The sequence below is a fragment of the Aliiroseovarius crassostreae genome (assembly GCF_001307765.1).
GTDB lineage: Bacteria > Pseudomonadota > Alphaproteobacteria > Rhodobacterales > Rhodobacteraceae > Aliiroseovarius > Aliiroseovarius crassostreae.
The window spans coordinates 36,041-61,725 of record NZ_LKBA01000008.1 but is presented as its reverse complement, the minus strand read 5'-3'; the positions used below and the strand labels follow the sequence as shown (position 1 = coordinate 61,725).

Sequence of the window (25,685 nt, the reverse complement as noted above, 5' to 3'; positions counted from 1 at the left end):
AACACAGTGTAACTACCAGATAGTTAGTTATTAATCTACACTTTGACGAGATGTCTTATCGTTAGGTCGGACTTGGTGACAAGTCGTGAACGGGCGTCAGTCCTTTCCAGCTGATCGCCTCATACGCCGAATACAGCGGTTCATGATCATGGTGCGCTCTGCGCGCAGATCCTTAAGCGCCCGTTCTTTCAGTTCAATGCGTACATGCAGCTTTGCCAGACGCGCCAACTCTCTCTCTTTTGCAAATCGCAGCCAAGCCGCTTTCAAACCGAACAGCTTACTTGCTTGAGGCCCCTTTTTTTTAACGTCTTTGGGGGGCCTATTGTGCCCGATCATGGGCGATTTCTGTACAGTAGGTTCAGCTACACAAACGCGCTCCGAGTACATCTGCAAAAGACGGTCGCCATGTTTGTCACCCAGCATCCCTAACCATCCGATCGAGAGAAGGCGCGGAACCCTCTGAGTTGAGACTTGCGAGAGCCCATCGTGAAAGGGTCAAAAAATCAGGCTCCCCAAGATAGGCCTTTGCTGCTCCCGAAATCATGATGTTGAAACGTGCCTCGCTAAATCGATCACCTGTTTCAATTCCTGTCAGCCTCTTCTTGTACAGGGCGTCCGCGCTGGGCTCGACAACCGGCCGGAATGTGGCGTGGCGCGATGGAGACAGGATCGCGTCAAACAGCCAGGCCAAGGAAGCAACCGCAGGCAAGATGAATGCCGGGTTGCTCCAAATCGGGTTGACTGCATCCTGAATCCGATCCCCTTCCACCTTGAACGGAAAAATGGTCCTCCGAAATCGATCATTTGCCGTCAGTGATTGTGCAGCGGTTGGCCGGACAAATTCCCGTGCCAATGTTGCCCGGAACATCGTTACGCTGGCCTCACTCCGAAAGTGCCTAACGGTCATCAGGCTGACCGCGCGACCGGTCAGCTCAACCAAGTGGTCGGTCTGGGTTAAAGAACTTCCCATTTGTTCCTCTGAAAATAACGTGTGCGGCTTTCAGCCAGGAACCCAACAACAGAACCATGTTTTGTCCGGACTGCAATATAGACGAGAAAGGCCACCCATAACGCGCAAAACACCATCGAAAGAGTGCTGATCCCCGACAGGATCAAGACGGGAAAAACGAGCAAGACCGTCGGATCGAGGCCAAACACCTTGACCCTTTGACTGGACCAGCGCCAGTCAACATCCGACATCGTGTGGTATTCATTGTTCATGTAAAGCCTCCTCAGCTTCCCCAATTTCGACGTGGGCCGGTATCGACATGAGTGAAACCGGATCTTGTGTACGTGCCGACGCCCCCTGCCCCGGAAAGACGGGCCATGTGCGCAACCTGGCGTGAATTGAAACCATTGAAGTAGATGTCTCCTGCCTGCCCTTTCAGGTGAAACGAGTTCAAAGCAGCACCTTCCAGTGTGGCGTTGCGCTCTGGTGTCCGATAACCACTGGTCAGCATCACACACCTTTCAGATCCATGGAGCCGTGTCGCCCGAACCTGGATGCCAGAAATCAGATGAATGAGATCCGGATCAATCCAGAGAGCCCTATCATCGTCTTTCCAATCCCTGAAAAACCAGCTGAGTTCTGCCATCGCCGCTTGAGCTTCCGGCACAGTCCTATGCTGCAGGCGGATCGAGATTTCCTCACCGATGCCAGCCCGGCGCATCCATATCCTGTCGCGACCGACCTTTCGGCCCGACAACGATGCGACTTGTGCAATAGCAGGGGCGGCCAACGCACTTGTAGCTGCGGCCAACCCGGTAGTCATGAAAGCTCTTCGGTTAAGCATAGTGTGTTCTCCTCAGCGACTGGCAGTCAGCTCCTCGTTGTGATTGTTCCGCCGTAGCGTTTCAGGGCCTCATCCCGAGTTACCTCATCAATGGTGCCCGCGATAAATTCCTTGCTGATGGTTGTGAGCATGTCCTGGGCGTGGTCGCCGTTCTGCATCCATTCCTTCATCAGCCTGGCGTGTCCTTCGTATCCAGCTGCCAAAAGCTCCTCTTGGCGCTCCGGTGTAATGACGATCCAATCGCGCAAGCAGACACGCCCTCCCCCCACACGCGGGACAAGGGTTTGGCTCATCAACAAGCGGTTGATCTGTACGATGTCGGTGAAGGCTTGGTGCTGCGCGTAAGACGGGTAACGCTGAACCATCCTCTGGATAATCATTCCAGAGTGTGAGGCGTGAACCGTGCCAAACACCGGGTGACCGGTATTACTTGCCTCGACGGCGGCTTGGATCGTCTCGGCGTCCCGCATTTCGCCGATAACCACAAGCGCTGGCTTCCGACGCATTGCGTTGCGAACACCATCCTCGAAAGTCGGCAAGTGGCGCGGTATCTCACTCTGGGCGATGATACAGTGATCGCTTTCGATGCCCGTGAACAGATATTCTACCGGCGACTCATAGGTTACGATGTTGCCTTTGATGGGCGTGTCGTTCGTCAGCACATAACGGATGCAGCCAGCAAACGTCGTCGTTTTCCCCGACCCGGTTTCGCCAGCAATAATGAAAGCCCCCTGCTGAAGGGTGAACTCAGGGATCAGGTGTTCGGGAAAGCCGATTGCACTCAGCAAAGGCGGTTCGGACGGAATGTGCCGCAACACGACTTGTCCCCCGTCCGCACCAACATTGAATACCGCTGTAGCATTGAGGCGGAACCGGTGTTTCTTCGCGACACCGTGACCATCCGTCTCTGTCTCATCTGGAATTGAGAACGCCGCATCATAGTCGCGCTGAGCCGCCAGCGCCGTCCGGATCTCGTCGCTCCCGATGACCAGCCGTAGAAGAAGGTTCATCTGGTCGATCTGGACAGAGTAGCGAGTTAGGAAGACCAGACGGCCATGCACCTGGCCTCTGATCCGCTTCCCTGCCTGGATGAAGACATCCGACACCTGTGTCCGGATCGCGTGATTGAGAAACGCCTTCAGGTCATCCGAATTCTGAATGTGCCTATCAAAGACGTGATCGTCGCGCTTACCGTCTAACATTACTCAAGTCCTCATTCGTGATTGATGCAAGGGAGAAAGATGGCATCAGTTTCTGAGCCGGAAACGCGAACCCGCGACCAGGCGCACGGCCTGCTCGTTGACGAAGGCCCGACGACCGTTTTCGTCGATGCGCGTTGCCTGACGCGAAATGTCCACACGAGGAACGCTTACGAAACCACTACGAGCAAGCTCGTGAAAGAGCTGCATCCCAGCATAGTCTCGCGCCAGAACATTGAAGGCATCCACGAAGGCTAGCCGCGCTTCCCTTACACCCTCGTCCCAACCAGCCCGCGCAGCAGAGCGCCACAGATCCTTCTCGGCGTTGTTCTCGAACGAGACGTTGTTCGGAGGACGAACGTCGCGGATTGGCAGCAAGGCATAATCCATCCACGACGGCGGCAATGTTGACAGCCGGGGCTCTTTGACAATCTCGTATTGGATCTGCGCACTGTAGAGCAGTCGTGAGCTGGGGAGTTCCCGCACACCTTGAATACGGGTGATGACGGGCGGCACGACCACACCATTCTGCATCAGCAGCGGCCGGAAATTGTAGTGCTGGTCAAGAATCCGACGCCATTTCTGCATCACGATCGCATTGATCTGCTCTGCTTCAGCTGCAAAGCCTGCACGAATACCAACCCCACGGGCAGCATTTTCAATCAGTGTACGACGAGCACCACTCGCAGCGAATGTCCCGTTGTTCTGGTAAAAGCGGCTGTCGGGGTTGACGATATCATTGCGATCGAACTCCGGTGTTGGCCGGTTTACGACATCACGGATATCGACTGGTAAGGGCTGCTGCGGCGTGGACTGCGCCGTGGCACCGGTTGCGACAGTGATCAGCAACAAAACTGCGCTGACCGTTTTAAGGGTTCCTTGAATCATGACTTAACCTCGTCAGTCTGTTGCGTGGGTTTCTTGGTGGAATGGCGCGCAGCGAAGCCGTCTCGGATGAAAGTCTGCATTCGATCTTTCACCATCATCCGACGGTTCTTTGTCCGCTTAAGGTACTCGTACAAATCGCGCTCAATGGGGTCTGTGCGATCGAAAGAGAACTTGCCGATCACCCCAATCTTGTTACGGCCCTTGGGCTCGTCATATTCTCCGACTTCTTTCTCGACTGCCAAAAGGTGCTGGCGGTATCCGATAACCATCAGCTCCTTCATGCGGCTGCGAACGCCGCGCTTCGGAGCCTGGCGCAAAAAAACGGCCAAGCTCTTGTCGTTGCTGTCGTTCGGATCAAAGCGAAATTCCTGCACCTTAATCCAACTCGTTTGACTGCTGGGTGGTCTGCCCGCTGCTGTCATCGCCGCCTCCGTTTTCTTGTTGCTCGTCTTGTCCTGCGAGATTGTTTTTTGCGAGACCGAGAAGCGGGTTCAAAACCTCGCCGTCTGTGGTCACCACCTGCCCGTCTTCGCGAAATTCCGAGGGGACCAGAACGATGTCTTCATCCCCGCCGACCGCCTGTTCAGTCGGAACGATTTCGGGCTTCTCTGTCATCGAAATCTGAACTTCGTTTTCGAGAACCGTCACTTCGAAAAGCGAGACCGTTCTCTCTCCTTCTTCGTGCCCCTGAGTGACAACACGAGCGGTCAGAACCTTTCCAAAGTCGCTACCGCAGATATCCTCATTTGGCGCGGCGCAATCAGGAATGTCATCCCAGACCTGAAGCACATGATCGAGCAGAAGTAACTCGCCCATGCCGAAGACTGTGAAGCGATCTGGGCTGACGGGTTCACCCAGAGGATTGAGATCAGCATCCAACCTCAAACTGACAGAATTCGCCGCGATGAAGGTAGCCGGATCACCGTACTCAAAGCTCACTGCATCGGGGAAGATTAGGGCGACATCCTCGGTCACCATGGCGTCATGAACTAGGTGTGTGAGGAGAGCTGAAAATTCTGCTGAACGGATCTCATTGAAGAGTGACAAGTGCGCCCCTTTGCGTTGCTCTGGAACCGCGTCTTCAGAGCGAACGGTGAACACTTCATCGAGTGAAATCTGGGTGACATCTTTCCCGACAAAATAGTGCTCGGGGTCCATGTCTTTCCGGCCGTCAAAACCTCTGATGATCTGAGCGCAAAAAACGGTGGCACAGATGTCCTGTTCGGTAGGTGATGTGACGGCCCAGGATGTGGCTTTGCGAGCCAAGTCGAAGGGGATTAAAACGGCTCTCATTTCAGCCTCATGCAGATGGCATTTTCGATCAGCCCTGGGCACCTCTCGAACACCTCTGTCACTGGTCCGTCGAGACGGATCAGAAGGAACTTCCCCAACCCTCCGTTTCCTGAGATGAGCGCAGTGTGTTCCGTAATGCTGGGGTCAGTTAAACGCGCCCGTTCGATGAGCGCATTGGCCTCACTTCTGATGACCAGCACGCAAATCACGGTAGACACCCAGAGGGTTCCAATGATCGCCGACCACAGAATTATGACGCCTTTTTGTCCTATCATTGGGACGCCCTTCGCTTAGCTTGTTGGCACTTCTTCTTCGTCAGTGCTGGTGCCAGGAATGGGCTTCGTGTTCTGGCGACGGATCACACCGTGCTCCTCAAGAACATTCGAAACAAAGGTGTCCGTATTCACGAGGTCGCCAGGGCGATGGGGGTTGTAGTTGCCAGCGCACGCGGCAAGGGAGCCAGCGGCGAGGATGAGGAATGTTACCCGAGATAGCTTGTGCATGGTGATCATCCGTTAAGTTAAAGGTTGTTTCTACCTTATACTTTACGAATTCCGCGTGTCAACGTAATGAGAGCATAGGTGTTAGCACTTCTGACATCCCCCAGCGGTACGCGCTCCCGTTATCTGGTTTGTGGCTCACATACAGTTTAACGGACATTTCGAGGGTGTATCGCTGGGGTGTAGTGATAGCGATGGTGTTAGCAGCGGTGAGAGAATTGGTGGCAGATGGCCCGCAACGGAGACTTGGCATGGATGATCTTTTTGAGGAATCGGAACAAACAGTTACCTCGGACACGGCGGAAAAATATCGGGTCATCTTTGCCAATCGTCTCGAACAGGCTCGTGAGTTGGTTAACGGCGAAGATGATAGCCCTTCCCTCGGGCAAGCCCTCGCAGCTGGTCTAGGCGAGAGCGATTTGGGGCTGGCAAGCTTTAAGCAGTATGCCTCCGCAATCCGGTGGTGCCTCGAAGACGGCGGCAATGACCAAGCGCTAAGAAGCTTCGACTTTGAGCTGGATGGGGTGGAGCGTCCTGATCCGAGGAAGCGGCATGTGCTGAAGTTTGTTCCTCCCGATGTCGGATCGGCCGTGATCGAAACGGCGCATCGGTCGAAGCGCAAATTTAGCCGCCACCTCGCTGTGCTTTTATGCTGCACACTCGCAACTGGTTTGAGGCCGAAGGAGTGGTCTGACACCTCGATCTTGCTGCCTACGGGTGAGCCTTTTCGGTTGCGCGTCGTGAATGGGAAATACGTTCCTCCGGGCACTGTAAACAGCAGGTCTACCATGCCCACAGCGAGGCGTGGAAATGGGCCTTATCGTGAGTTGGTTTTTGATGCCGAAGAAGACGAGGCCGAAGTGCTTCTGGCAGACATCCGGGAGCTCTTGGAATACGAAGAAGAACAGCCTTGGAAAAGGTGTCAGAAAGGGCTCAGGCGCGAGCTTGATCACTGCCTTTTGGAACTGGTCGAAAATGGGATCATTCAAAGGCTGTTTCTAAAGCTGACGATCTACAGCTTCAGGCATCAGGCAGCGGCAGACGCCAAGGCGAATTTGGGTACGGTGACGGGTGGAGCTGCGGCGCTTCTTGGACACGCTTCTGCGCGGACTGCGGTAGATAGCTATGGCCGCAGACAGCTGGGACGTTCCGGCGTGATGATGAGGCCTTCAGCAGCGTCAGTAGAGGCCGTCGATAACCTGAATGTACCCACACCTCCCGAGAGGCCCGGAAACGCCCTGAGAGGGCCTGAGAGGGCGCCTGAAGGCGTGAACGGCCCTAAGGCGCGGTAGCGGCCTACTGAGCGCCCTCAGGGCCGTACAGCTCCGCATTACGCAGCAGATCGTCAATGGCCATCCACATCTGGTTATACCCTTTGGCATCAGAGTAAGCTTGAAGGGCTGCCGCAGTGTGAACAGGGCACATGGTGTAGACCCTGTGGCGGTCCACCTTCTGGAAGAAAGGGTTGGGTGGAAGCGGTAAGTTCTCCCCTGCCCTCATGGCCTCGGTGTACTGCTCCACAAGCTCGGGAAATGAGGCTGATACCGGCGCTGGGCGAGCAGGCTTTTTCGGAGCCGTTGCAGCCAGTTTTTCGGCCTCGACTTTCGGCTCTACTACAGGCTCAGGTTTAGCCTTAGTTTTGGGTTTGGCCGCCTTGGGTTTACTGGCCGGTTTAGGGGTGGGTTCCGGCTTCGCGTTTGCCTTCGGTTCATCGCCCCCCTGCCCTTCTGGCTTCACGTTGCGATCGTGCCAAGCCCCTTCCGCAGCCTTATCGAGAAAAGCCTCTTCTTTCGCTGGATCAGGCTTAATCGGTTCAAGTTTATCCGCGAATGCTGAGGATCTTTTAAGTGCCATCACGCGACCTCCGCCATGCTGGTTAGAACGGTGGTTATCTCTGCAGCTACAGCTTGAGCGTTCACCGCCGCTTTCCCGTGGGATTCAATCTTTTTCGTCGCCGCTGTGACCGCTGCTTTTTGCTTAGTTGCTTGCTTCTTATTTTCTTTTTGGACGGCCTCTTCTTCTTGGCTGTCCTCTAAGAGTGCGTCGAGCGCCGTTTGCGCTTCAGAAAGGTCGGATTGCGCGTCCTCAATCAGCTCTTGGATGGTGGCGCTGTACTCGAATATCTCTAAGAAAGCCGCCCTTTCGGTCATTTGCGTCTCCAGGACTGGCAAACCAGCGTTTTCCAAGTCCCTAACTAGGTTTCGATGCGTTCGGCTTCTGATGTTTTTCGTGCGGGAAAAGATCAGGCGGAACTCAATATCCCGGCCGAGCATATGGGCATCATCCTTGATCAGCCTGACGGCTCTGCTCGCTTGCTTGGCGTCCATAGTGCTTGGGTTGATCGGGACAACGACCAGGTGCGTCCTCGAAATGACACGAGTTACGGTCTTACTGGATGTCCCCTCGGTGTCCACAAGCACAAGGTCGAACTTCTCCGCAGCATCTTCCAACGTCCTGATAACATTTAGTTCTTCAGGTTCAAACATGATCGTGAAACCCGGATCGCCCAACTCTTCGGGCCGGTCTTCCAACCAGATCTTATGAAACCCGTTCGGATCGGTATCGATCAAGGCCACGGACAACCCTTGTTTCGCATATTGCTCCGCAAGCACCATGCTCAGGGTGGTTTTTCCGGAACCGCCTTTCGGATTCACGAATGCAATTACTGCCATTTGCTCACACCTCTTGTCACACTTTTGTGTGAGCATACGCTATCACCGTCCTGTTAGCAATCTCTAACATACGCCTGTTAGCATTTCGCCACACCTTTATGTTAGCTACTCTCACACCTGCCTGTTAGCATTTCGCCACATAGTCGTGTTAGCACTTGTCACACCACCATGTTAGCACTTACTCACATGGTCCTGTTAGCATTTTGTCACACCGCACTGTTAGTATCTGCTCACACCTATGTGTTAGCATTGCCACCACCACGATTCATCCACCGTCACACTTTCATGTTAGCACTGGTGTTAGCAACACAAGTCCAAGGCCGCTAACATTTTTCTGTTAACGCTTCTGTGAGCGCCCCTGTTAGGTCGGCTGTTAGAAGTTGTGTGATCCCAAAGGGTTACAAACCAAAGCGAATTGACACAGTTAGTTTTTGTTTCTACTTTTAACTTATCGCTGGCGCACTCGGTGCCGAGCGCACGCACCTAAAAGGAGATTTAGAGATGGCTTTCAAACTGCAGGCTGGGAACGGAAAACCGCGCCAAAACAACCAAGTAGGGCATGTTGCTATGCAGGTCGATGAATTCGACGTTGAGAAAAACGCAGTCCATGGACATGATATCAACACCGGCGAATCAGTCACCGTACGTTTTCCGTCTTCCCCGAAAGAATTCGCGGCACTCTTCGTGTACGACAAGGATAAGTTCGATACGGATGAAAAGCGGGAGAACGAAGCCCGTCGTCAGATGCGGAAGCAGCCATCTGCAGAGTCAATGGCAGAAAAAAGCAAACCCGGCTCGATCGTTCAAATGCAGAACGTCGTTAAGAACCGTAACGATGAGCTGGTGGCCCGTTGGGGCAAGGCCGTTACGACAAGCCCCGAAAACCAGGCAGGATTTACAGCGCTTGTCGAGGTTCGGAAACCGTACAACGACAACGAAACAAACCCTCGGCGATCGGCGAACATTGTATTCGTCGAAGATTCCTTCGTGCCGGGGGAGGCGAACCTCGACAAGCTCGAAAGCCTGCTATCGAACAACCGTGACGGATCACTCCCATTCGCGTTTGACGCCAAATCGGGTGTCACTGTCGCGGTCTCTACAGAGGAAGAGGCCAAGGGTTTCCGCCTCATGACAGGTTGGGATGACGAGGCGAGGGAGCCGATCAATGGGCTTCGAGAAAACATTCTCCGGCAGCCATACGACTTCCGAGAGGCGAATGCGCAAACTCTCCTGGCCGCTAAGGTCGGGATTCCATTCGAGAACTTGCAAGCGCCAGAGAAGGCCGATGATGGGTACAATCCTGAGTATCTAGCCTCGTTGTATGACGCAATTCTGGACTCGAATGCCGACGTTTCGGTTGGGCCGACGCTGCAAGGGAATTTGATGCAGTATGTTCGTGAGGATGTCATGGACAGCGAACAGCGGGAAAAGATAGGGAAGGGCTCGCGCCTGTCCGATCGCGGTTATTTTCCCGCCCATATCGGCGTTGAAAAGGGCGGGCAAATTCCCGACACCAACAAGACATACACTGCTGGTATTCGCCAGATCTTGCCGACCGAACGGTTCCTAACAAAGACAACGGATGATCGGTTCATGGCAGTCTATGTCAGTGAAGTTGCCGCGCGTATTTCTGACGTTGCGCTGACGAAACAAGAAGCTGAACTCGAAGCAGCCAAGAAGATGCAGAATGAGCAGGAACGATCACGGACCGCAGGCCAAGAATTCGGCCAGCCAGCAATGTGAAATGAGGGGGTCGTTTCGCGATCCCCTTTTCAATTCGATCTGTCGGGTGACCGTTGTGTTGCCCGGTAGGTCTGTCCTGTCAGGAACTTATTCATGAGATTGTTCGTCCCACGCAGCGGTGAGGGGCCAGTTGGCCTTATCGTCCCATCAGATCGATACGATGGCTCGCATGAAGCTCTTGCGATCGTCGTTCCGAACTCTGAGAAGCGCTCGCAATCCGCTCGTATTCGCCAAGTAGCCCGCCACAACGGCACTGTTGTTGCTGGCTCTCTATCCTCTAATAGCCACACAATGGTTGTGGTGGCCCTGCCTTCAGACACAGAGGGCTTCTTTGAAGCCTTGGGTATCCCTGGTCGAGTTATTCGACGCCCTGAGAACCTGATCAACCTTGCTGACAAAGCAACGGTGACAAAGTTGTTCGATCGTGATGCTCCGCGCTACGGCTTTGAGGGCGATGCAATCACACCTCGTCTCATCGGGCAGAACCTTTCAGGCAAGGATGTGTTCCAAAGGTTGTTGGGCCGGACGTTCGCAGATGCCAAGACAGTTCATGCGGAGTGGCAGAACCATCAGGACGGTGAAACCAAAAGGGCAGGGGGGCGTGGCTCGCTCTTCCTGTATGGCGATAACGCGAATGATTGGCGTTTGATTGCCCGTACCGCTGTTGCAACGGCGTCCAAGTATGGCCGCGTCAGTCAAGCAGAAATCGACGAGTTGCTTGCTGTAGGCGCAGCCGGTGACGGTGAATCACCAACCGCTGGTGAATTTCGAGAACTGATCGAAGGTGAAATGGCGACGGTCATCTCGAAGGGCTTTGTTTCAGGGCGCGAGGCTGCCTCTCAGCTTTCAACCGGCCTACCTCCTTTCGCCGAACGCGACGGAGTGAAGCTGACTCTTGCGCAGTTCTCTACGCCACCTGCGGTTGGGCAACTCGCGGCGGAGTTTTTGCAGCCTGGTGGAAAAACCATTCTGGAACCCACTGTTGGCAACGGTGTTCTGGCAGCGGCTGTTGCATCCGCAGGCGGACATGTAACGGGGTTTGAGCTCTTCAAGCCACGAGCTGCGCGAGCTGCAGCTGCGCTCGGTTCCAATTCATCGGTAAAAGCGGCTGACTTTGATGAAGGATTGAAGGCCACACATCCAAAGGAGTTTGATGGGGCTCTAATAAATCCGCCATTTGGAAAGCTTGCCTCTGGGATCAAGGTTCCTCTGGGCTATGGAACCGCTGAATTTTCGGTAAACACTCTGGATGCCGAGGTCACCGTTAAATCGCTTGCCAGAGTAAAGCGTGGCGGAGACGCCGTTTTGGTGATGCCAGCCGATATGTTTGATCCCGCCAAATTAGATGGCGGCCGGCTAAAGCAACAAATTTTGTTCAACAGGATGTTCTCTGAAGTCCGCTCTGTTGCGCTCAATGCAAACCTCTACAAGTCCATGGGCGCGAACACGCCAGTCTTGGTTCACTTTCTTTCGGGCAAGATGGATACTCTGCTGGATCTCGATAAAGCGGTCGAAGCCGCTGCTGACGAGGTTCAAGTTGTTGGCTCCTATGATGAGCTCTATGAATGGGCAGACGATAACCTGTCCCTGATGCCCGTTAAACTGGACACAGGGCCTGACATTGCCCCTCCTGCCCCGGTAGACACCACAGAGCCCGTAGAAGCTCCTGCAGACCCTCAGGGGCCACGCGATACGGCTAGCGCACCCTCAGAGCCTGAGAGACGCCCTGACGCGCCTGTAGAGCCTTCAGAGCCCGTTCCGGCGCCAGTGCGGCCCGAAGCGCCTGCTGAGACACCACAGGAAGCCGCTGATGGCGCAGAAGAGGTCGAGGATACCGGCATCGAAGTTGCCGATTGGTACGATGACGATATCGAAGATGATGCCTTTACGAGACCCTATGTGCCGTTCTCGGCTGTAGGGCAGGGGTCAGTCGTCATTCAGAAGACGCTTCAAGGGCCTGTTTATCGCGCCCTGAAGTCGGTCCAGGATGAGGTGGGTGATCTAGACGATTTTGTAAGCGATCAGCTGGGCGTTGATCGCCAAGCGCTTATGTCGGGTGAAATCCTCAGTCCTGAGCAAGTCGACTCGATCGCATTGGGACTATATCGCCGCACCAAGGGCGAAGCGATGATCATCGGCGACAAGATGGGTGTCGGTAAGGGACGCCAGCTAGCGGCCTTGGCTCTCAGCGCAATACGGAACGATCAACCAGTTCTGTTCTCAACGCTTGACCCAACACTGTTCACAGATTTTGCATCTCGGGATCTGCGCGATGTTTCGGGGCGGTCGATTGATAAGTGGATCTCAGATGGTGAAATCCGGCCATTTATCTTCAATCCGAATCCCGATGCTGGTCTCAGGAACCCTGAAACCGGTGAAACTATCTTCCATACGTCCGCGTCCGAACGCGGCGTTGCTAAGAAGGTTTCTCGTATTGATCCAGACCACAATTTGGTCATGCTCACCTACAGTCAGCTTCAAACGCAGTCGGGTCACTGGCGGTTGCAATCGATCCTGAATTGGCTCGATGACAACGCTGGCAAGAAGCCCCTTGTACAGTTGGATGAGGTACACAAGGCTGCGGGTGTCGATAGCCGAACTGGCGTTTGGGTACAGGCAATTATTGATAAAGCAGAGGCAGTTGGCGGAGATGTTGTCTATTCCTCGGCCACTTCCATGAAGTCCGGAAAAAACATCGTTGTTTACTCTGCAGCATTGCCGAACACAGGGATTGCGACATCGGATTTGATGAAGCTGATGGAAGCCAACCCGCTGTCAATGCAGGAAGTGCTTTCGGCTGAGATGGCTTCTGGTGGACGCCTTATTGAACGCGAGATGAGCTCGGCCGGGATCGAGCGTGAGATGGTGCAGCTGGCCGATCTCAACGAGCGCAAGATGCTTTATGCTCGCGAGGCGACCGACCTGGCGGCGGACTTCCTTGCTGAACTGGTCGATATTGCGCCAACGCTGAAAGACCTCGCTCAAACGATCGCGAAAGCAAAGTTTGGCGGTGCCATCCTGAACGGCCAGGACAAAACCGTCGATGTCACTACCACGAGCCCGGTTTCTCAGTTCGACAACTACTCACGATACCTCATGCTGGCGGTGAAAGGCTTGTTTGCCGAAGAGCTGATGATGAAATCGATCAGCAAAGGCGAGAAGCCTACATTGGTTGTCGATTCAACAGCAGACACACTGACTGAATGGGTGCGCTCACAATCCAATAGTCTTGACGATCAAGTAGATGGTCACCCGAACATTGGTCACGTCTTGAAGCGAAATGCCAGCCGTTTGCTGGATGCGCGTATTGAGACCGCGATGGGCGACAGCGAAACCATCCGCCTGTCAGAATTCGAAGGTTGGTATTCCGAGTTCTGCGAGCGGGTTGATGAGTTTGACTGGTCCGGTATGCGGATCAACGTATTGGATCTGATTGCCGAGGTTTGTGATGAGAACGGTCTCACATTCCGGGACATCACGAAACGGAGCCTTTCTGTCGTCGAGCGCGATGGTCGTTTCTATGTTGAGCGCCGCGATCCCGTGACGAAGGCTGAAGCCATCAGGGAATTTGGTGCCGGGCGTACAGACGTGCTGGGCTTGAACAAGGGCGCTGCGACTGGCTTGTCAGCTCATGCAAGTCCTGCCGTTGGGCCGGACCTACGCAGGCGCTCAATGATACCCCTTCAATTCCAGAAGGACATTACCGATCAGCGTCAAGTTGAAGGCCGGATCAACCGGTTTGCGCAGAAATCTGCTCCAATCTACTACACGCCAAGCACCGGATTTGCGGCCGATGAGCGTCTTGCGAACCTCTTCAACCGTGCAAACCGAAACCTCACATCTTCCACGAGCGCGAGCCGTGAGAATGCAACGAACATCGAAGGTATCGACCTGCTCAATCCTGTTGGGGATATGGCTGTCGCAGCATTTGCCAAGAATAACCCAGAGATCGCAGATCGCATGGATTTGGACCCGAAAGGTAGCGACCTCGGCCGGAAGTTGCTGGGCCGCATCGTGTGCTTGCCCCTCGATCGACAAGAAGCGGTGCTTGCCGAGGTGGATACGATTTTCAGCCTCTATATGGAGAAACTTACGCGAGAAGGCCGGAATCCGCTTCGCCTGGCTCAGTTCGATTGGAACGCGGAAGTAGAGACCGTGAGTGTCCTGGTCGATGGTCGCGAGGATGCGACCGCATTGGCGGAACAGCCCGTCTACCTGAACAGGGCGGCGTACGTTGAGCATGTGCGATGGGAAACCACGAAAGAGGTTTCTGAGCGCGTAGCATCGAACGCAGAGAGGGCAGGGGATCGATCTGACCCAGAGGCTTATCTTGGGCTCGATCGCATCTACCAAAAGGATGGGGTCGGATACGGCTTCAACTTCGCCCACGATGTATTCAAGGAAGCCCGGCACGGTGGCTCCGCCGCTGGTGAAGAGTTCCGAAACCTTGATCCTCTTCTGTTGCGGCAGCTGCACGACGCTTGGAGACGAGCTGAGAACCTAGCCAAAAACGACGAGGATCGAACCCGTCGCGAAGTCGCTTCAGATCTGTTCCTCGACAAGATGAAGTTTGAGCTTGATCGAACGCCGGACGGCGAGACCGGAAAGGCGTGGAACAATATACGGGACATTGAGGCCAAGTCTGGCAGGGCGTTCAATCCGGCAAGGTATATGGTTCCCATTTCGCGGGCGGTGGAGCGTGCGGAGCTGTTTTCCAGTATGCGTGATCTCCTAAAGCCGGGACGAGTGGTTGGTATCAGGCCGGATGCGATTTCTGATTTCATGCAAGGTGAGTTTGGGAAGGCGCTAAAGGCTGTTGGTGATGATGACGGCGTTATTCCTGCGGTTATTACCGCTGTTCGGTTCCCGAAGGATGAAGTTGGCACCCCTTCGAATTGGCATGTTTCCTTCGTCGCGGCTGGGTCACAGGGCTATTTCGGATCTTCGCTTTCTTCGATGATGAGTGGTCTTGATTTCAGTGGAACACACAAAGAGAGCGATAGGCCAATTGTTCCTATCGAAGCTTTTGTAAACTGGATGGGCCGTTCTTCGAAATCATCTGATGTCCTTGCCAAAGTTTATGGCGAGCGGTGGAACGGGGTCGTGCGTGAGATCGCAGAGGCTGCCCAGGAGCTAAGAACGGAGGGCGTGAAGCCGGACGTTACGAACCCATTGGGATATCGCCTGTTCTCTACCGTGAATGACCACGTACCCTCTGGAACGCGGCTGCGTGAACGGTTCGTGCTGGAAGGTAACCTCTTTGCCGCTCTTCAGCTCGTTCAGTCGGGTAAGAAGGCGGAAGGCGAAAAAGCGGTGTTCACGGACTCTGCTGGCGTCAACCGTCACGCGGTTGTCTTGTCCGAGAACAACACCGAAGAGATTTTGGATAAGCTGGCGTCGAAGAGCCAAAACAACGCGGTGATCGCGCCAGAGCTGTCCGATGTCCGCAAGATGCAAGCGTATCTTGAGATTATCGGCGTCGTTCATGCGTTCGGTAGTGACTACAGCGTGTCAGCGGATCAACGCGAAGATCTCCTAAAAACCTTCGCTGATGCAATGTACGAGCTGGACCGGGAGGGATGGGCATCCGTCTCCGCCAGGTTCGATGAAAGCCCTGATGCGGTTGTCTTTGAAGTTGCGCAGTCACTTGGCAATGTGGCCGAGGATCTGCCCCTCAGCATTGCAGCTGGGGGTGATCCGTGGCGCTGGTTCTATGATGTCGGCACGCGCGGAGGGCGGAGCCAGGCCAACGAACAACGTGAGCTGTACCCTGCAACGACAGAAGTCATAGAGCGCGGCGCTTATGGCGACGACTGGAACAACAAGAGATATGTCCTCTCGTACAACGTGGATAAAGGATCGCTCAAACTAGGGCTTGAAGGCCTTTCACAAACAGGCATGGTGGCAGCGTCTGTTGAGAGGGGAACCATGACGGTTTTCTTCAAAAAGACGAACCCCGCTGTTAAGGATGATCCGGACTTCAGTGGGCTGGTGGGCGAGAGCACCGACCACCTGGGAGATATGAAGCTTCCCAGAGGCGTTTTGAGCCGGACATACTACCTTGATGAACAACAGGATGTGGTAGGTCTAGCCGACATCTTGTCATCAATTGCCAAGTATCACCAAAATGAGCTACTTTTGAACGGTGGCGGTAAGCGAATCTATAAAGGGTTGCAAAAACTCCAAGATAACCCCGTCACAGAGCAGTCGGCGGAGATCAATGCAGGCAGACCAGACATAACAGCACAGGAGAGAACTCTCGTTAGTTCTCCGGGCATGTAATGTTAAGGGTTGTTTCTAAAATTGACTTTACTGTGCAGTCTGCTCTATCGCTAGAGTGGGCACTTTCGCAGTGCCTGAATGGAAAACAAGAAGAAGGTTCAACAATGACCTAGAGCGAGAAAAGCAAAAGCCCCGGTAGTTGGCGCTACCATGGGCTTTTTCACATACCGTGTTCGGCTGCAGTTATTTGTCAACTCCGAACATAGTCACCGGCAGACCGGAGGTCAATGCTTTCTTGGCCACCGAACGGTGTTTTTGTGTCTGCTTGATCGCTCTCCATGAGGAGAGAGAAATGGATGATTCATGCAAAGCCATGAGCAAAACGCGGGCTCGGGCTATCACTTCGGGCAACGCGGACAGGTACATCGCGAATGAAACGTCGTCGCTGTCAGCTGGGGAGAGGTCACTCCTTCAGCTGCTAAAGACATGGGTTCATTGGGATAGCGCCAAGCGCGGAACACTGAAATCGATAGCGCTGAGTATCGGCAAGATGGCTGAGTGCCAGGGTGTCAGTAAGTCCACCATCAGGCGCAGGCTGACCGGTTTGCGCGAAGCTGGCGAGGTCGTAGCTATCGAACAGTTTTCACCACAAGGTCGTCAGCAATCCAGCGAGTACATTTTTCCGAAGCTCACCGCTTGGCTGAATGAGCTGAAGGTCTCTGAAATTGTTGATGCTCTGACGGCTGGTAGCGATTGCGACGATGAACATGACACAGCAGAGGCTGGGGAGGGTGTCACATCTGAAACCCCTATTAAACAGGGTTCTTATTCTAAGAAAAATACGTATATGCGATTTTCTTCGAAAGAAGATTTTTTGAGTGTGACGGGTTCGGTGCGCTGTGTACCACAGCTGTTGGGCATTATCAGAAAGATGCGCCCCGGCATCGACCCCGATGTGATCTTTCGCTTTTTCCGAGAATGGATCAGCAAGGATGGATTTGTCCTCAAATCGGGAAAAACATACATCGGCCTTCTGTTCCAGTTCGCGAAATGGTGCAAAATCCCATACGTGAACGGCTTCGACCCGTCGAATACGGCGAGCAAGACAACGAGGAAAGCGGAACCTAAGCCAGATTATTCGGCAATTGAACCGAAAGGCGATGGTCTGCTTGATCGAATCCGTCGCGGCATTTTCGAACACAGCCCGGCCAGTTACCGCTCATGGTTCCACGAGGCAGATTTGTCCGTTGACGGTGATGCGCTGATCTACACGGGAAAAACGTCATTCATGAACCAGTATGTGCAAAGAACCTACGACCAGTTCCTCCGCCATTTAGCAGCTTCTGAAGGCCTAATCCCCCGTTACGCGACTTGAGTGTCCGTTAAACTGGCGGATTTCGGCATTGCGTTTTGCGCTGCTTAAGTTAAATATTGAAACTACTATTCACATTTGGAAGAGATATGGCTGACGATCAGGAACGAGAAGAGGACGCCGCAGAAGCGGCGCTTGCGCTAGGTCACCTCGGGGCCGCGCATGGTCTACCGACTGTGCTGTCTGAGCGTTTCCTCAATCCTGAACTTGTTCGTGCCGCCGTAGCAGCAAAAACGGTTCTCGATCCGGATGCTTTGGAAGTGGCTTCAATTCTCGCGGAAGGAAGAAAACAATGTTCTCAACAGTGAAACGCGCTTTTTGGGCGACCCTCTTTATTGTGGCCGCGCACTCGGCTCAGGCGCAGTGCATCGTCGATGATGCCGCACAAGCGGCCTTGGATCGTCAGGTCGAAATCATCAAGTCGTCGGCAGTGGATGTCGAAGACATTTTCACCGGCCCCAGCAGCTGCATCAATCCGAACCTGCTGAACAGCTTCGACCTGTCAAATCTGATTATCGACCCTCTGTCGTTGGTGACCGGAGCCGTGACGGATGCAATCAACAACGCAATCAACGATGCAAAGACGCAGATTTGTCAGGCTATCCAGGGCACGATCGACGACACCGTTGGATCAGTTAACACTGCCATCTCCGACCACAGTTCAACACTGACCTCCGATTTGGACGGTATCCTGCAGAACGGGTGGGAAGGCTTGTCGCTGTGATCGGCCGAACTACAGGTTGGTTGGTGGTGGCTCTGACGATCGGAGCGCCTTCAGCGTCTTCGGCTCAAGCATTGGGCCCAGCGATTGCCGCGTGGTTCACAAACACAGAGCGAGCAATCTCGGGACTCGCGGTTTCAACCAAGCAGCGTTCTGTGTCGGCTGAACAGATCTCAGCCACAGAAACCTCATCGTTCAAAGCGGCCGCTCGTACTATTGTTGAATTCGAAACGAACCTAGCGGTTGCACGCGCCACTAACGAGTATTCGTCGCCTTTGACCAGCGGGGCTTCGTTATGTGGTGCTGCTGATGTTGGCGTGAGCCACCAGCGCGCGAAGGATGTAGCGGACATTGTTCGTGAAGGTGTGGAAACCGCTGGGGTGGCGTGGCGTGAGAACGGCGGAGACGCAGCTGAGCAATTTTCTTTTGCCTTGGAAATGCGGCAGCAAGTCTACTGTTCAAACGCAGAATTTGAGGCCGGATTGTGCGGAACAAACTCCGGAGCGTCCAACGAGGCGGCTTCTCCGCCAGCCGGGGATACAAATGCGTCCGATTGGTTGTTGAACCGCAGTTACGGCAGTGCCGAGGCGGTGAACGGTGTGAATTACATCGACACAGTAACCGCGTTCCCAACCATGTTTCCACCGGACGAAGCAGCCGCCGATGTTGATAAGGCCATTCGCAACCTGAATGCCCTGCAAGAGATGGCGAGCTTGTCAATTGCAAGAGGTGCGTTGGCAGATGTTCTGGCTCGCGGCCTGGAAGGAGGAGAGTAATGATCAAACTACGTTTGGGCGTTGCCATTATGGTTGGCCTGTTTCCAGGAGCTGTCATTGCGCAATCCTGCGCCGGAGTAGAGGGAAGGGTGAATGCCCGCACGTCTCAGCTGACGGCTGCGGTGACATCCGCGATTGCGACAGCAACCACAACTTATACCGCTCAGCAGATCGTGGAACGCCAGCTCATTATGAGTAGCCTTCGGGTTTTGGCGGAGCAAAAGGACGTGAGCCTTGATCAAGAGGTGTCGGCCCAACAAGCGGCCGCAAAAGCCCTTGGTCAGACGATCGTTGAGGAAAGTGTCACTTCGCAAATTGCTGATGCGGCCGAGGAGTTCGGCCATACGGGTTATGGCGCTTGCGATCTGATTGTTGAAGGGGTGGCGCTCCGGACGGCTCGTGACACCGCGCGCACCGCCTCAGCGGACATCCACAACACGGTCATCGCGAACTACGGCATCCAAACTCAGGCTGAGCATGACGCTGCTGTCGAGGATTGGTCAAATCTTGCACAGACGGCGACAACGGTTACGGCTACCGATGTTTTGGAAGGCGACCAAGCCGCAGCTGAACAGTTTGCGCGATTGGTGCTTGGACCACCTTCACCGCCGATCGGGGGTGGTGGAACGGCCTCTGGTCTCGAAACCATCGTCCGTATGCAGGACACGTCGCGCCGGAGCGTTGTGACCAAGGTCATCGCGGACATCGCGGCGGATCGGCTCATCACCGATCAAATGGAATCCATAAGCGATACCTGGCTAGGTGATGATGGCGGAGAAGAATGGTCCGCGACACTAGCCGCCGGTCCAGGCCGAGCGGCGTTGCTGGATCTGACGCGGATCGAGGCCGCGAACATAACGGCGTCGGCGATGGAACTCCGGAAAAAGTTCCGTGAGGAATTTGCTCTTTCAACATTTGCTCTTTCGTACACCGATCGCCGACTTGGTGATTGGCAAGGGCTGGGAGGTCGGCCATGAAACTCAGATCCATGATTATGGCTGGGGCGCTGTTAAGCGTCCCTCAGGTTGCCACTGCTGGCGGCGCTGTTTGCCTTGTTGCAGATCCGATATGGCGGGCCGGTCACACGTCCTCTCAGACAACTATCACCACAGGCATCGACGCTATGGTTGCAACTTTTGCGGCCAACTCGACGCTTACCACTCAACAGATCGTGTCTGCGATCAAAGTGTTGGCCCAGCAAACTTCTGCAGGAGCAAACACCGAAGCGGTCGGATCACAGCAAGCTATGAAGGCTGCAGCGGAAACCTATGTCGAACAGCGTACGGCGGAAGAACTTCTAGAGGCGCACAACACGTACGGCCCTCCGGGGCAGGCGGTTGGCAGCTGTGACTTTGTTCGCGACATCGAGGTGATGAATACTGCTTTGGACGCGGTTGAGGAGCGGGCTTCAGAGATCGTGATGTCGGGTGGATTGGATACCAGGCCGGGGTCAACAATCGATCTGGACACCGCTCTTTCGCGTCGTTCCTACGTTGCATCGACAGATTTCGACAATGTGGTAAGCGCTGTTGCGTTCGTAGATCCAGGTACTTCGGCGGCCGTAAAAGACACCTTCATGAACAATGTGATCGGGATGCCGGTCGAGAAGCCCACGGATCTGGATGGTGTCGAAGATAGCATTCAATTCATGAGGGCTCGCCAGGCCGAGGCGTTGCGTTCTCCGGCTATTGCGTCTCTTGCATCTGTTCGCGCCTATTATGAAGCTCCGGGGCATTTTGGTGGCGGCGGCGTGTCGGGTGCGGTCAACCGTTCACTTGATGAGACCATCGACTGGCTAGTTGATCGGTATGGCGGCGGTGACGAATACGAACAATGGATGGCCGAGCTGGTCACAAAAAGCGAGACCGGCCTGCTGAAGGAACTGGCCCGCCTGCGCGCGATCAATCTGGCTCTAACCACTGAGCGCAATCAAAGCTCTGACCGACAACAAGCTGTTCTTGCGACGCTCCTAGCAACAGAGGTCGGTGAATGACGTTTGTCGAGACAAGTTGGGTAAAGGATCTTGTTGATGAGCTGGGCGCGAGCGCAGATCACAAATACGATTCTGAGCCCTTACTGGCTCTGTTGTCCAGTTTGTCTGGTGATGTGACACCAGGTGAGCCGGTCGAGAAACTTGTCGAGGTTGGTGATCCAGTCCCCGAAACAGACCAGGCATTGGGCGACTTTGCTCCTAGTGGTGGGGGAATGTGATGGGACAGGAAGGGTTGATCACCAAATCCCACGGCGAAGAAGTTCGCAAAGTAGCGCCTAGTGCTGCCGCCGCGCTCCAAGAGACAAAGCCCGGTTACCTTGATCGGCTTCTGAAGGATCTCAGCTTTCCTCCGCGCAAGGCGGATGGCGGTTTGGTGGGGCAGGGAACCTTTCAGATTGTTTTTGATCGCAAACTTGCATCGTCTGAGGGTGATGAAGGCGCGACCGGAAATGACATCGCAAACTGGCTTTATTGTGAGTGGTCCAATGAAAAGTTCAAAGATGGTGACCGGTTCATCATCGCGTCCGGAACCATCACGAAAGACAACGAAGTTGATGTGACGTGTGCCGGGTTGGCCGTGGTCAAGTCCACGGCGCCAGTGACATTCGTAACAGCGGGCAAGGTGGCGATCGAGGATGGCGAGTTTAGGAAGATGGACGATCTTTCTGAGCGCGCGCTGCAATCGTTTCTGTCCGGTTTTCGCAACAGTTTTGTAAACGGGGCGACCCTGTATTCAGGCGATTTGGAGAGCTGACATGAAGTGGTTTGATTTTGCTGACAGTGCCGCAAAGTTGGAGCGGGTTCGCACCGGGCCAGGGCATCATGTCCTCTTGCTGGAAATGAGCGCAGAAAACCCGATCCTTGAGGAGACCACACCCGACGAGCTTGAGATGTACGGGTGGATCACTCGGGATGTGGTCGAGGGCCGGATCAGCTTTGAGAACCATCGAGCGATTTTGAAGGCCGCTGATGTTGCGCAAAGTCTTCTGGTGTTTTGGCCGGAGCAGGTTATCCGAGAAGCCCACCGGCCGGTCAATGAGCTCATCCAAGGTGAACGTATCGAAGGTCTGAAGACCCGCGATATGGCGACGATGGATGACTTTGAGCAAGACATGGCAGGTGTGGACGGCGAAGATGTTGCGCGTATCAAGGCATCCATTCTGCGGGCGCAGAGCAAAGTCCGAGAGATGGAGAAGCAAGTTGTTGCGCAACCTCTGGGAGGGCGCGGCCTGGAAATCGCGGACAAGGTGCATTCAATTGCCGGTCCAGGTTTAGCTGTTGCGAGTGTGATCGATGCGATCCGACCTCATAAGACGCCAGCACTTGAAGAGGTGATGGTCGAAATCGCGGACGCTGACAGTGATCAACTTCCTGACTTAGTGGAAAAGCTGGGTTCGCTCGTATCGGAGCATATTGTCGATGTTGTCGAGCGCCATGTTGATCAGTACATGGAGTCAGATCAGATCATGACCAATGGCAAAGGCTCTCGTTATGAGGCGGCTCTTGGTATGTTGCGACACAGCACGCCCGTTCTGGCGTTGGAGCAGCTTCGGACTTCACCAAAGCAAACAGCTGAGCTGGAAGCAGATTTGGGAATGTCGGTAAGACGCGACAAATCATTGCCGACAGCTCAGTACAGGCACTCTCTTATATCGATGCGCGTGAGCCTTGAAGCGATTGCGGATGCTCTCAATAGAGACCCGCGCTCCGTTGTGCCTGGTCAAGGAGGTGTGGTTCTCCGGGTTTCGCGGAAATCGGCGATGGCCGACGAACGGAAATTGGGTGTGAGGGCATCTGTGAGCGTGGATGCCAGCGGTGATGACGACGATTTGGACAGCGTATCCGCTGTTGCCGTATCAGCCACTTATGGCGGTGCTTTTGTCCACGAGACCGGGCACCTGGTCGAATCCGCGTACAACATCACGGTTGAAGAGCGGAAAGACATTCTCGAAAGCAGCGGCGTACGTGGCCGCGCTTTCCGTGCTGTCCGCGATGCTCTTGATAAAGAGCTGATCGACGACAAGATGGCAGAGTACCTGCGATCAGATACTGAGATCTTCGCGCGAACCTTCGAAGCGGCGATCCTAAATCGGGCCCTGCAGAAAGATGACCGGTCTCTTAAGGATGTCGGCGGGTTCGCGGCTGGCTTTCCCGGCGATGAATTTTCGCCGGTCGGAGATCCAGAACTGACAGAGAAGTTCCTGACAGGACTGAATGAGCTGCTGGATCAGAAGCAAGCATTGAAACACGAAAAACGACAGGTCGTAGCGGCCTCTGTTGAGCCTTAATAGGGGAGCATTGCCGTGGATTTTTCAGACCTCTTTGACCTTTCAACAGACGACTATGCGGTCGGACTGTTGTCGCGCGTTTTCGGCGGTGTTGTCGAGTTCGTTTCTGGGGAAGGGGGGTCACTGACAGATGGAACGCTGCTGACCAATCTGATCTCGATTTTCAACACTGCATGTCTGCTGGCTGCGTTGGTCGTCGGAAGCTACACGACCTACGTTTTGGTTTTTGATACCGCCGCAGACGGCAAAACCTTCGGCAACCAATCGGACACGAAGTACACCATCGTTCGCATCTTGGTGGGCGCGATCGCCTTTGTTCCGATCCAGGGCGGTCTTACTGTGGCGCAGCTGGTTTTGGTTTGGCTCACGGTACAAGGGTCGGCTTTAGGAGATGTCGCGTGGCGTGCGGTCGCAGATGGCGCGTTGAGGGACGAGCCTGTCTTGGCCGCGACCGACCCGCTTTCTGAGACAGACTTTCTTGTCAGGCAGCAGTTTTCGAATGCCCTATATGCGCTTGCGCATGGTGAGCTTTGTCAGCGTGAAATGGAGCGTCTGGCGACATTGGCGAGCAATCCAGCGGCTGATGTGAATCGACAAGCCACCTTGGAGACGGACACCTCTACCAGAATGGGTCTCTGGGGTGCCGGCACCTCATACACGAACTACCATCGGAAGATCTATTATTCCGATGTTGGCGGTTCGTATGGTGAGGCCGACAATCTCTGTGGAAGCATCTCACACAGAGCAGAAGTGTTGACCGCTGCAACGACCGGGGCAGGTGATTTCGCCGAGCGTGTTGGCTCGGCTGTCGTTCTTAACCGCTTCAATGCTGCGGACACGGCAATAACCACGAACCTGGTTCCGGCAGCGGAGCAGATCGCGAACCGCGTTTTCGCGGGTGAACGAAATCGCAGCCAGATCGAGACGATTATGCGCGATGCGGTGGCTGCTGCGTTCACAAACTACATGAGCGGGGTGAGCGGTGGCGGGATCACAAGCGGAGAATATGAAGATCTCCACGAAGCATTGCTCGATGAAGTAGACACGCTCGGTTGGCCGTTTGCTATGAGCTGGCATCGCGGGATTACGATGGCCTCTTATTCCGCAAACTCCGCTGCCACAGAGCTACAGATTTACGCCAACCCGGAAAACTCGATTGATGACTATTTCAGCGGTCTCGGTGCTTACCTGAGTGGGCGCTCTTCGGGCGTCGATCGCGGGATGTTCGTCAAAGTCGTGGACGATTTTGGGTATCTCAACCAGTTTCATGGCTATGCCCAGGAACTCGGAACGCATAGGCCTAGCGCAACGGCTGCAGTAACGAATGGCGGTGATGCCGATGGCGGTGGCCTGCTGTACTCTCTTTATCAAGTTGTGCTTGAGGTCTTCACCGTAACAGACGGTGGTGCAACCGCCGCCTATCTCGATCCTATGGCTGATGTGATCGCTGTTGGAAAGCAGATCACGACCGTGGGCGGTACTATCATGGCAGCTGGGGCAGTGACTGAGGTTGGTGGCGCGGTCTTCGGTGGTGTCGTTGGTGGGGCGGTGACGGGATATGTCGCCGATTATCTGCTATATCCGGTGGGATGGTTCCTGCTGATAGCGGGATTTGTTCTCATTTCGATCATTCCAGCTATTCCTCTGGTGTATTTCTTTGCGGCCGTGCTGTCTTGGCTTCTGCTCTGCATCGAGGCAATGTTTGCCGTTCCATTGTCTGTGCTGGCGTACTTTGCCCCTGCGCGTGATGGGACTTTGATCGGCCCAGCAAACAAGATCATTCTGACGTTGTTTGGTATCGCTTTGCGGCCGATTTTCACGATCATCGGATTTATCGCGAGCCTCATCCTTATGCGGATCGGCATGGATTTCTTGTTCCTGCTGTTCTCAGGTTTCTTGGGTTTCATGACTGCGGGTGGCTCTTGGTTCACGATCATCATCATGATCGGGCTGATCTTCATGTACATCGTGACGACGCTGATCCTGATTATGCAGGCTTCATCATTGATCATTGAGCTTGGTGACGGCGCGATGGCTGGCGCAGGCATTATGCTGTCCAACATCGGCAAACTGAACATCGGCGACAATGTTTCTCAGACAGCGCGGCCAACTGGTCGTGTTCTGAATGAGGTCAGCAATATCGGAAGAGTTACCAAAAATGCTGGTGCCGCTGGCGGGAAAAAGTTGTCCGGCGCGGCCGTCAAACGTCTGTCGAAGGGATAAGC

24 protein-coding genes are annotated in these 25,685 nt (G+C 54.5%); 13 read left to right on the top strand and 11 right to left on the bottom strand.

Features of this window, described 5'->3' with window-relative positions; translation table 11 throughout:
* Nucleotides 1-96: 96 nt before the first annotated feature.
* The 9 genes from AKJ29_RS11080 to AKJ29_RS11035 all read right to left on the bottom strand — a co-directional run bounded on the left by AKJ29_RS11080 (nt 97) and on the right by AKJ29_RS11035 (nt 5,685).
* Nucleotides 97-423, bottom strand: a complete 327-nt coding sequence (locus AKJ29_RS11080) for a hypothetical protein (protein ID WP_055190868.1) — start codon at nt 421-423, stop codon at nt 97-99.
* Nucleotides 413-940 carry a hypothetical protein gene (locus AKJ29_RS11075; protein WP_139231472.1) on the bottom strand — a complete coding sequence of 176 codons (528 nt, stop codon included), beginning with the start codon at nt 938-940 and terminating at the stop codon, nt 413-415. Before AKJ29_RS11075 ends, AKJ29_RS11080 begins: the two co-directional genes overlap by 11 nt.
* Nucleotides 941-954: 14 nt before the next feature.
* Nucleotides 955-1,221 (bottom strand): hypothetical protein, encoded by a 267-nt coding sequence (locus tag AKJ29_RS11070; protein ID WP_055190864.1) that lies wholly within the window; start codon nt 1,219-1,221, stop codon nt 955-957.
* 11 nt (nt 1,222-1,232) lie between these two features.
* Complete coding sequence (locus AKJ29_RS11065; protein WP_161805404.1) at nt 1,233-1,772, bottom strand: YcbK family protein; 540 nt, start codon at nt 1,770-1,772, stop codon at nt 1,233-1,235.
* A gap of 47 nt (nt 1,773-1,819) precedes the next feature.
* Nucleotides 1,820-2,995: an ATPase, T2SS/T4P/T4SS family gene (locus AKJ29_RS11060; RefSeq protein WP_055190860.1), complete on the bottom strand. Its 1,176-nt coding sequence runs from the start codon at nt 2,993-2,995 to the stop codon at nt 1,820-1,822.
* A 45-nt stretch (nt 2,996-3,040) separates the two neighbouring features.
* Complete coding sequence (locus AKJ29_RS11055; protein ID WP_055190858.1) at nt 3,041-3,880, bottom strand: type IV secretory system conjugative DNA transfer family protein; 840 nt, start codon at nt 3,878-3,880, stop codon at nt 3,041-3,043.
* Entirely contained in the window at nt 3,877-4,302 is a 426-nt protein-coding gene (locus AKJ29_RS11050; RefSeq protein WP_139231473.1) for a hypothetical protein, read from the bottom strand. The genes AKJ29_RS11055 and AKJ29_RS11050 overlap by 4 nt, the downstream gene beginning before the upstream one ends.
* Nucleotides 4,256-5,173: a hypothetical protein gene (locus tag AKJ29_RS11045; RefSeq protein WP_055190854.1), complete on the bottom strand. Its 918-nt coding sequence runs from the start codon at nt 5,171-5,173 to the stop codon at nt 4,256-4,258. The genes AKJ29_RS11050 and AKJ29_RS11045 overlap by 47 nt, the downstream gene beginning before the upstream one ends.
* A gap of 290 nt (nt 5,174-5,463) precedes the next feature.
* Nucleotides 5,464-5,685, bottom strand: a complete 222-nt coding sequence (locus AKJ29_RS11035) for a hypothetical protein (RefSeq protein WP_055190851.1) — start codon at nt 5,683-5,685, stop codon at nt 5,464-5,466.
* Between the two features lie 239 nt (nt 5,686-5,924).
* On the opposite strand from AKJ29_RS11035, the gene AKJ29_RS11030 reads away from it, so the two are divergent.
* On the top strand, nt 5,925-6,965 hold the full coding sequence (locus tag AKJ29_RS11030; protein ID WP_040175942.1) for a site-specific integrase: 1,041 nt from the start codon (nt 5,925-5,927) through the stop codon (nt 6,963-6,965).
* 4 nt (nt 6,966-6,969) lie between these two features.
* Here AKJ29_RS11030 and AKJ29_RS11025 read toward each other — a convergent pair whose 3' ends face one another.
* Nucleotides 6,970-7,527 (bottom strand): hypothetical protein, encoded by a 558-nt coding sequence (locus tag AKJ29_RS11025; protein WP_055190849.1) that lies wholly within the window; start codon nt 7,525-7,527, stop codon nt 6,970-6,972.
* The gene (locus tag AKJ29_RS11020) at nt 7,527-8,345 is read right to left on the bottom strand and encodes a ParA family protein (RefSeq protein WP_074963792.1); all 819 of its coding nucleotides are present in this window, start codon (nt 8,343-8,345) and stop codon (nt 7,527-7,529) included. Before AKJ29_RS11020 ends, AKJ29_RS11025 begins: the two co-directional genes overlap by 1 nt.
* 501 nt (nt 8,346-8,846) lie before the next feature.
* Here AKJ29_RS11020 and AKJ29_RS11015 point away from each other — a divergent pair.
* The 12 genes from AKJ29_RS11015 (at nt 8,847) to AKJ29_RS10960 (ending at nt 25,683) form a co-directional block, all read left to right on the top strand.
* Nucleotides 8,847-10,088 (top strand): hypothetical protein, encoded by a 1,242-nt coding sequence (locus tag AKJ29_RS11015; RefSeq protein ID WP_055190845.1) that lies wholly within the window; start codon nt 8,847-8,849, stop codon nt 10,086-10,088.
* Between the two features lie 93 nt (nt 10,089-10,181).
* Nucleotides 10,182-16,370 carry a strawberry notch-like NTP hydrolase domain-containing protein gene (locus tag AKJ29_RS11010; RefSeq protein WP_055190843.1) on the top strand — a complete coding sequence of 2,063 codons (6,189 nt, stop codon included), beginning with the start codon at nt 10,182-10,184 and terminating at the stop codon, nt 16,368-16,370.
* Between the two features lie 292 nt (nt 16,371-16,662).
* Nucleotides 16,663-17,685: a hypothetical protein gene (locus AKJ29_RS11005; RefSeq protein ID WP_055190841.1), complete on the top strand. Its 1,023-nt coding sequence runs from the start codon at nt 16,663-16,665 to the stop codon at nt 17,683-17,685.
* 86 nt (nt 17,686-17,771) lie between these two features.
* Entirely contained in the window at nt 17,772-17,990 is a 219-nt protein-coding gene (locus tag AKJ29_RS11000) for a hypothetical protein (RefSeq protein ID WP_055190839.1), read from the top strand.
* A complete protein-coding gene (locus AKJ29_RS10995) occupies nt 17,975-18,406 on the top strand; it encodes a hypothetical protein (protein WP_040175949.1) in 432 nt (143 codons plus the stop codon). Before AKJ29_RS11000 ends, AKJ29_RS10995 begins: the two co-directional genes overlap by 16 nt.
* A gap of 152 nt (nt 18,407-18,558) precedes the next feature.
* Nucleotides 18,559-19,179, top strand: a complete 621-nt coding sequence (locus AKJ29_RS10990; protein ID WP_131551054.1) for a hypothetical protein — start codon at nt 18,559-18,561, stop codon at nt 19,177-19,179.
* A complete protein-coding gene (locus AKJ29_RS10985; RefSeq protein ID WP_055190835.1) occupies nt 19,179-20,156 on the top strand; it encodes a hypothetical protein in 978 nt (325 codons plus the stop codon). The genes AKJ29_RS10990 and AKJ29_RS10985 overlap by 1 nt, the downstream gene beginning before the upstream one ends.
* Nucleotides 20,153-21,172, top strand: a complete 1,020-nt coding sequence (locus tag AKJ29_RS10980; RefSeq protein ID WP_040175955.1) for a hypothetical protein — start codon at nt 20,153-20,155, stop codon at nt 21,170-21,172. The genes AKJ29_RS10985 and AKJ29_RS10980 overlap by 4 nt, the downstream gene beginning before the upstream one ends.
* Nucleotides 21,169-21,390: a hypothetical protein gene (locus AKJ29_RS10975; protein ID WP_040175956.1), complete on the top strand. Its 222-nt coding sequence runs from the start codon at nt 21,169-21,171 to the stop codon at nt 21,388-21,390. The genes AKJ29_RS10980 and AKJ29_RS10975 overlap by 4 nt, the downstream gene beginning before the upstream one ends.
* Nucleotides 21,390-21,926: a hypothetical protein gene (locus AKJ29_RS10970; protein ID WP_055190832.1), complete on the top strand. Its 537-nt coding sequence runs from the start codon at nt 21,390-21,392 to the stop codon at nt 21,924-21,926. Before AKJ29_RS10975 ends, AKJ29_RS10970 begins: the two co-directional genes overlap by 1 nt.
* A gap of 1 nt (nt 21,927) precedes the next feature.
* Entirely contained in the window at nt 21,928-23,460 is a 1,533-nt protein-coding gene (locus tag AKJ29_RS10965) for a hypothetical protein (RefSeq protein ID WP_040175958.1), read from the top strand.
* Nucleotides 23,461-23,475: 15 nt separating this feature from the next.
* Nucleotides 23,476-25,683: a DotA/TraY family protein gene (locus AKJ29_RS10960; protein WP_055190830.1), complete on the top strand. Its 2,208-nt coding sequence runs from the start codon at nt 23,476-23,478 to the stop codon at nt 25,681-25,683.
* Nucleotides 25,684-25,685: the final 2 nt, after the last annotated feature.

What these genes read in the sequence shown, in the direction of transcription:
- AKJ29_RS10995 (WP_040175949.1), top strand. Translation starts at nt 17,975, where the DNA reads ATGTTCTCAACAGTGAAACGCGCTTTTTGGGCGACCCTCTTTATTGTG.
- AKJ29_RS10975 (WP_040175956.1), top strand. Translation starts at nt 21,169, where the DNA reads ATGACGTTTGTCGAGACAAGTTGGGTAAAGGATCTTGTTGATGAGCTG.
- AKJ29_RS11000 (WP_055190839.1), top strand. Translation starts at nt 17,772, where the DNA reads ATGGCTGACGATCAGGAACGAGAAGAGGACGCCGCAGAAGCGGCGCTT.
- AKJ29_RS11005 (WP_055190841.1), top strand. Translation starts at nt 16,663, where the DNA reads ATGGATGATTCATGCAAAGCCATGAGCAAAACGCGGGCTCGGGCTATC.
- AKJ29_RS11050 (WP_139231473.1), bottom strand. Translation starts at nt 4,302, where the DNA reads ATGACAGCAGCGGGCAGACCACCCAGCAGTCAAACGAGTTGGATTAAG.
- AKJ29_RS11080 (WP_055190868.1), bottom strand. Translation starts at nt 423, where the DNA reads ATGCTGGGTGACAAACATGGCGACCGTCTTTTGCAGATGTACTCGGAG.
- AKJ29_RS11045 (WP_055190854.1), bottom strand. Translation starts at nt 5,173, where the DNA reads ATGAGAGCCGTTTTAATCCCCTTCGACTTGGCTCGCAAAGCCACATCC.
- AKJ29_RS11030 (WP_040175942.1), top strand. Translation starts at nt 5,925, where the DNA reads ATGGATGATCTTTTTGAGGAATCGGAACAAACAGTTACCTCGGACACG.
- AKJ29_RS10970 (WP_055190832.1), top strand. Translation starts at nt 21,390, where the DNA reads ATGGGACAGGAAGGGTTGATCACCAAATCCCACGGCGAAGAAGTTCGC.
- AKJ29_RS11070 (WP_055190864.1), bottom strand. Translation starts at nt 1,221, where the DNA reads ATGAACAATGAATACCACACGATGTCGGATGTTGACTGGCGCTGGTCC.
- AKJ29_RS11020 (WP_074963792.1), bottom strand. Translation starts at nt 8,345, where the DNA reads ATGGCAGTAATTGCATTCGTGAATCCGAAAGGCGGTTCCGGAAAAACC.
- AKJ29_RS11035 (WP_055190851.1), bottom strand. Translation starts at nt 5,685, where the DNA reads ATGATCACCATGCACAAGCTATCTCGGGTAACATTCCTCATCCTCGCC.
- AKJ29_RS11025 (WP_055190849.1), bottom strand. Translation starts at nt 7,527, where the DNA reads ATGGCACTTAAAAGATCCTCAGCATTCGCGGATAAACTTGAACCGATT.
- AKJ29_RS11015 (WP_055190845.1), top strand. Translation starts at nt 8,847, where the DNA reads ATGGCTTTCAAACTGCAGGCTGGGAACGGAAAACCGCGCCAAAACAAC.
- AKJ29_RS10985 (WP_055190835.1), top strand. Translation starts at nt 19,179, where the DNA reads ATGATCAAACTACGTTTGGGCGTTGCCATTATGGTTGGCCTGTTTCCA.
- AKJ29_RS10965 (WP_040175958.1), top strand. Translation starts at nt 21,928, where the DNA reads ATGAAGTGGTTTGATTTTGCTGACAGTGCCGCAAAGTTGGAGCGGGTT.
- AKJ29_RS10980 (WP_040175955.1), top strand. Translation starts at nt 20,153, where the DNA reads ATGAAACTCAGATCCATGATTATGGCTGGGGCGCTGTTAAGCGTCCCT.
- AKJ29_RS11055 (WP_055190858.1), bottom strand. Translation starts at nt 3,880, where the DNA reads ATGATTCAAGGAACCCTTAAAACGGTCAGCGCAGTTTTGTTGCTGATC.
- AKJ29_RS11060 (WP_055190860.1), bottom strand. Translation starts at nt 2,995, where the DNA reads ATGTTAGACGGTAAGCGCGACGATCACGTCTTTGATAGGCACATTCAG.
- AKJ29_RS11065 (WP_161805404.1), bottom strand. Translation starts at nt 1,772, where the DNA reads ATGACTACCGGGTTGGCCGCAGCTACAAGTGCGTTGGCCGCCCCTGCT.
- AKJ29_RS11010 (WP_055190843.1), top strand. Translation starts at nt 10,182, where the DNA reads ATGAGATTGTTCGTCCCACGCAGCGGTGAGGGGCCAGTTGGCCTTATC.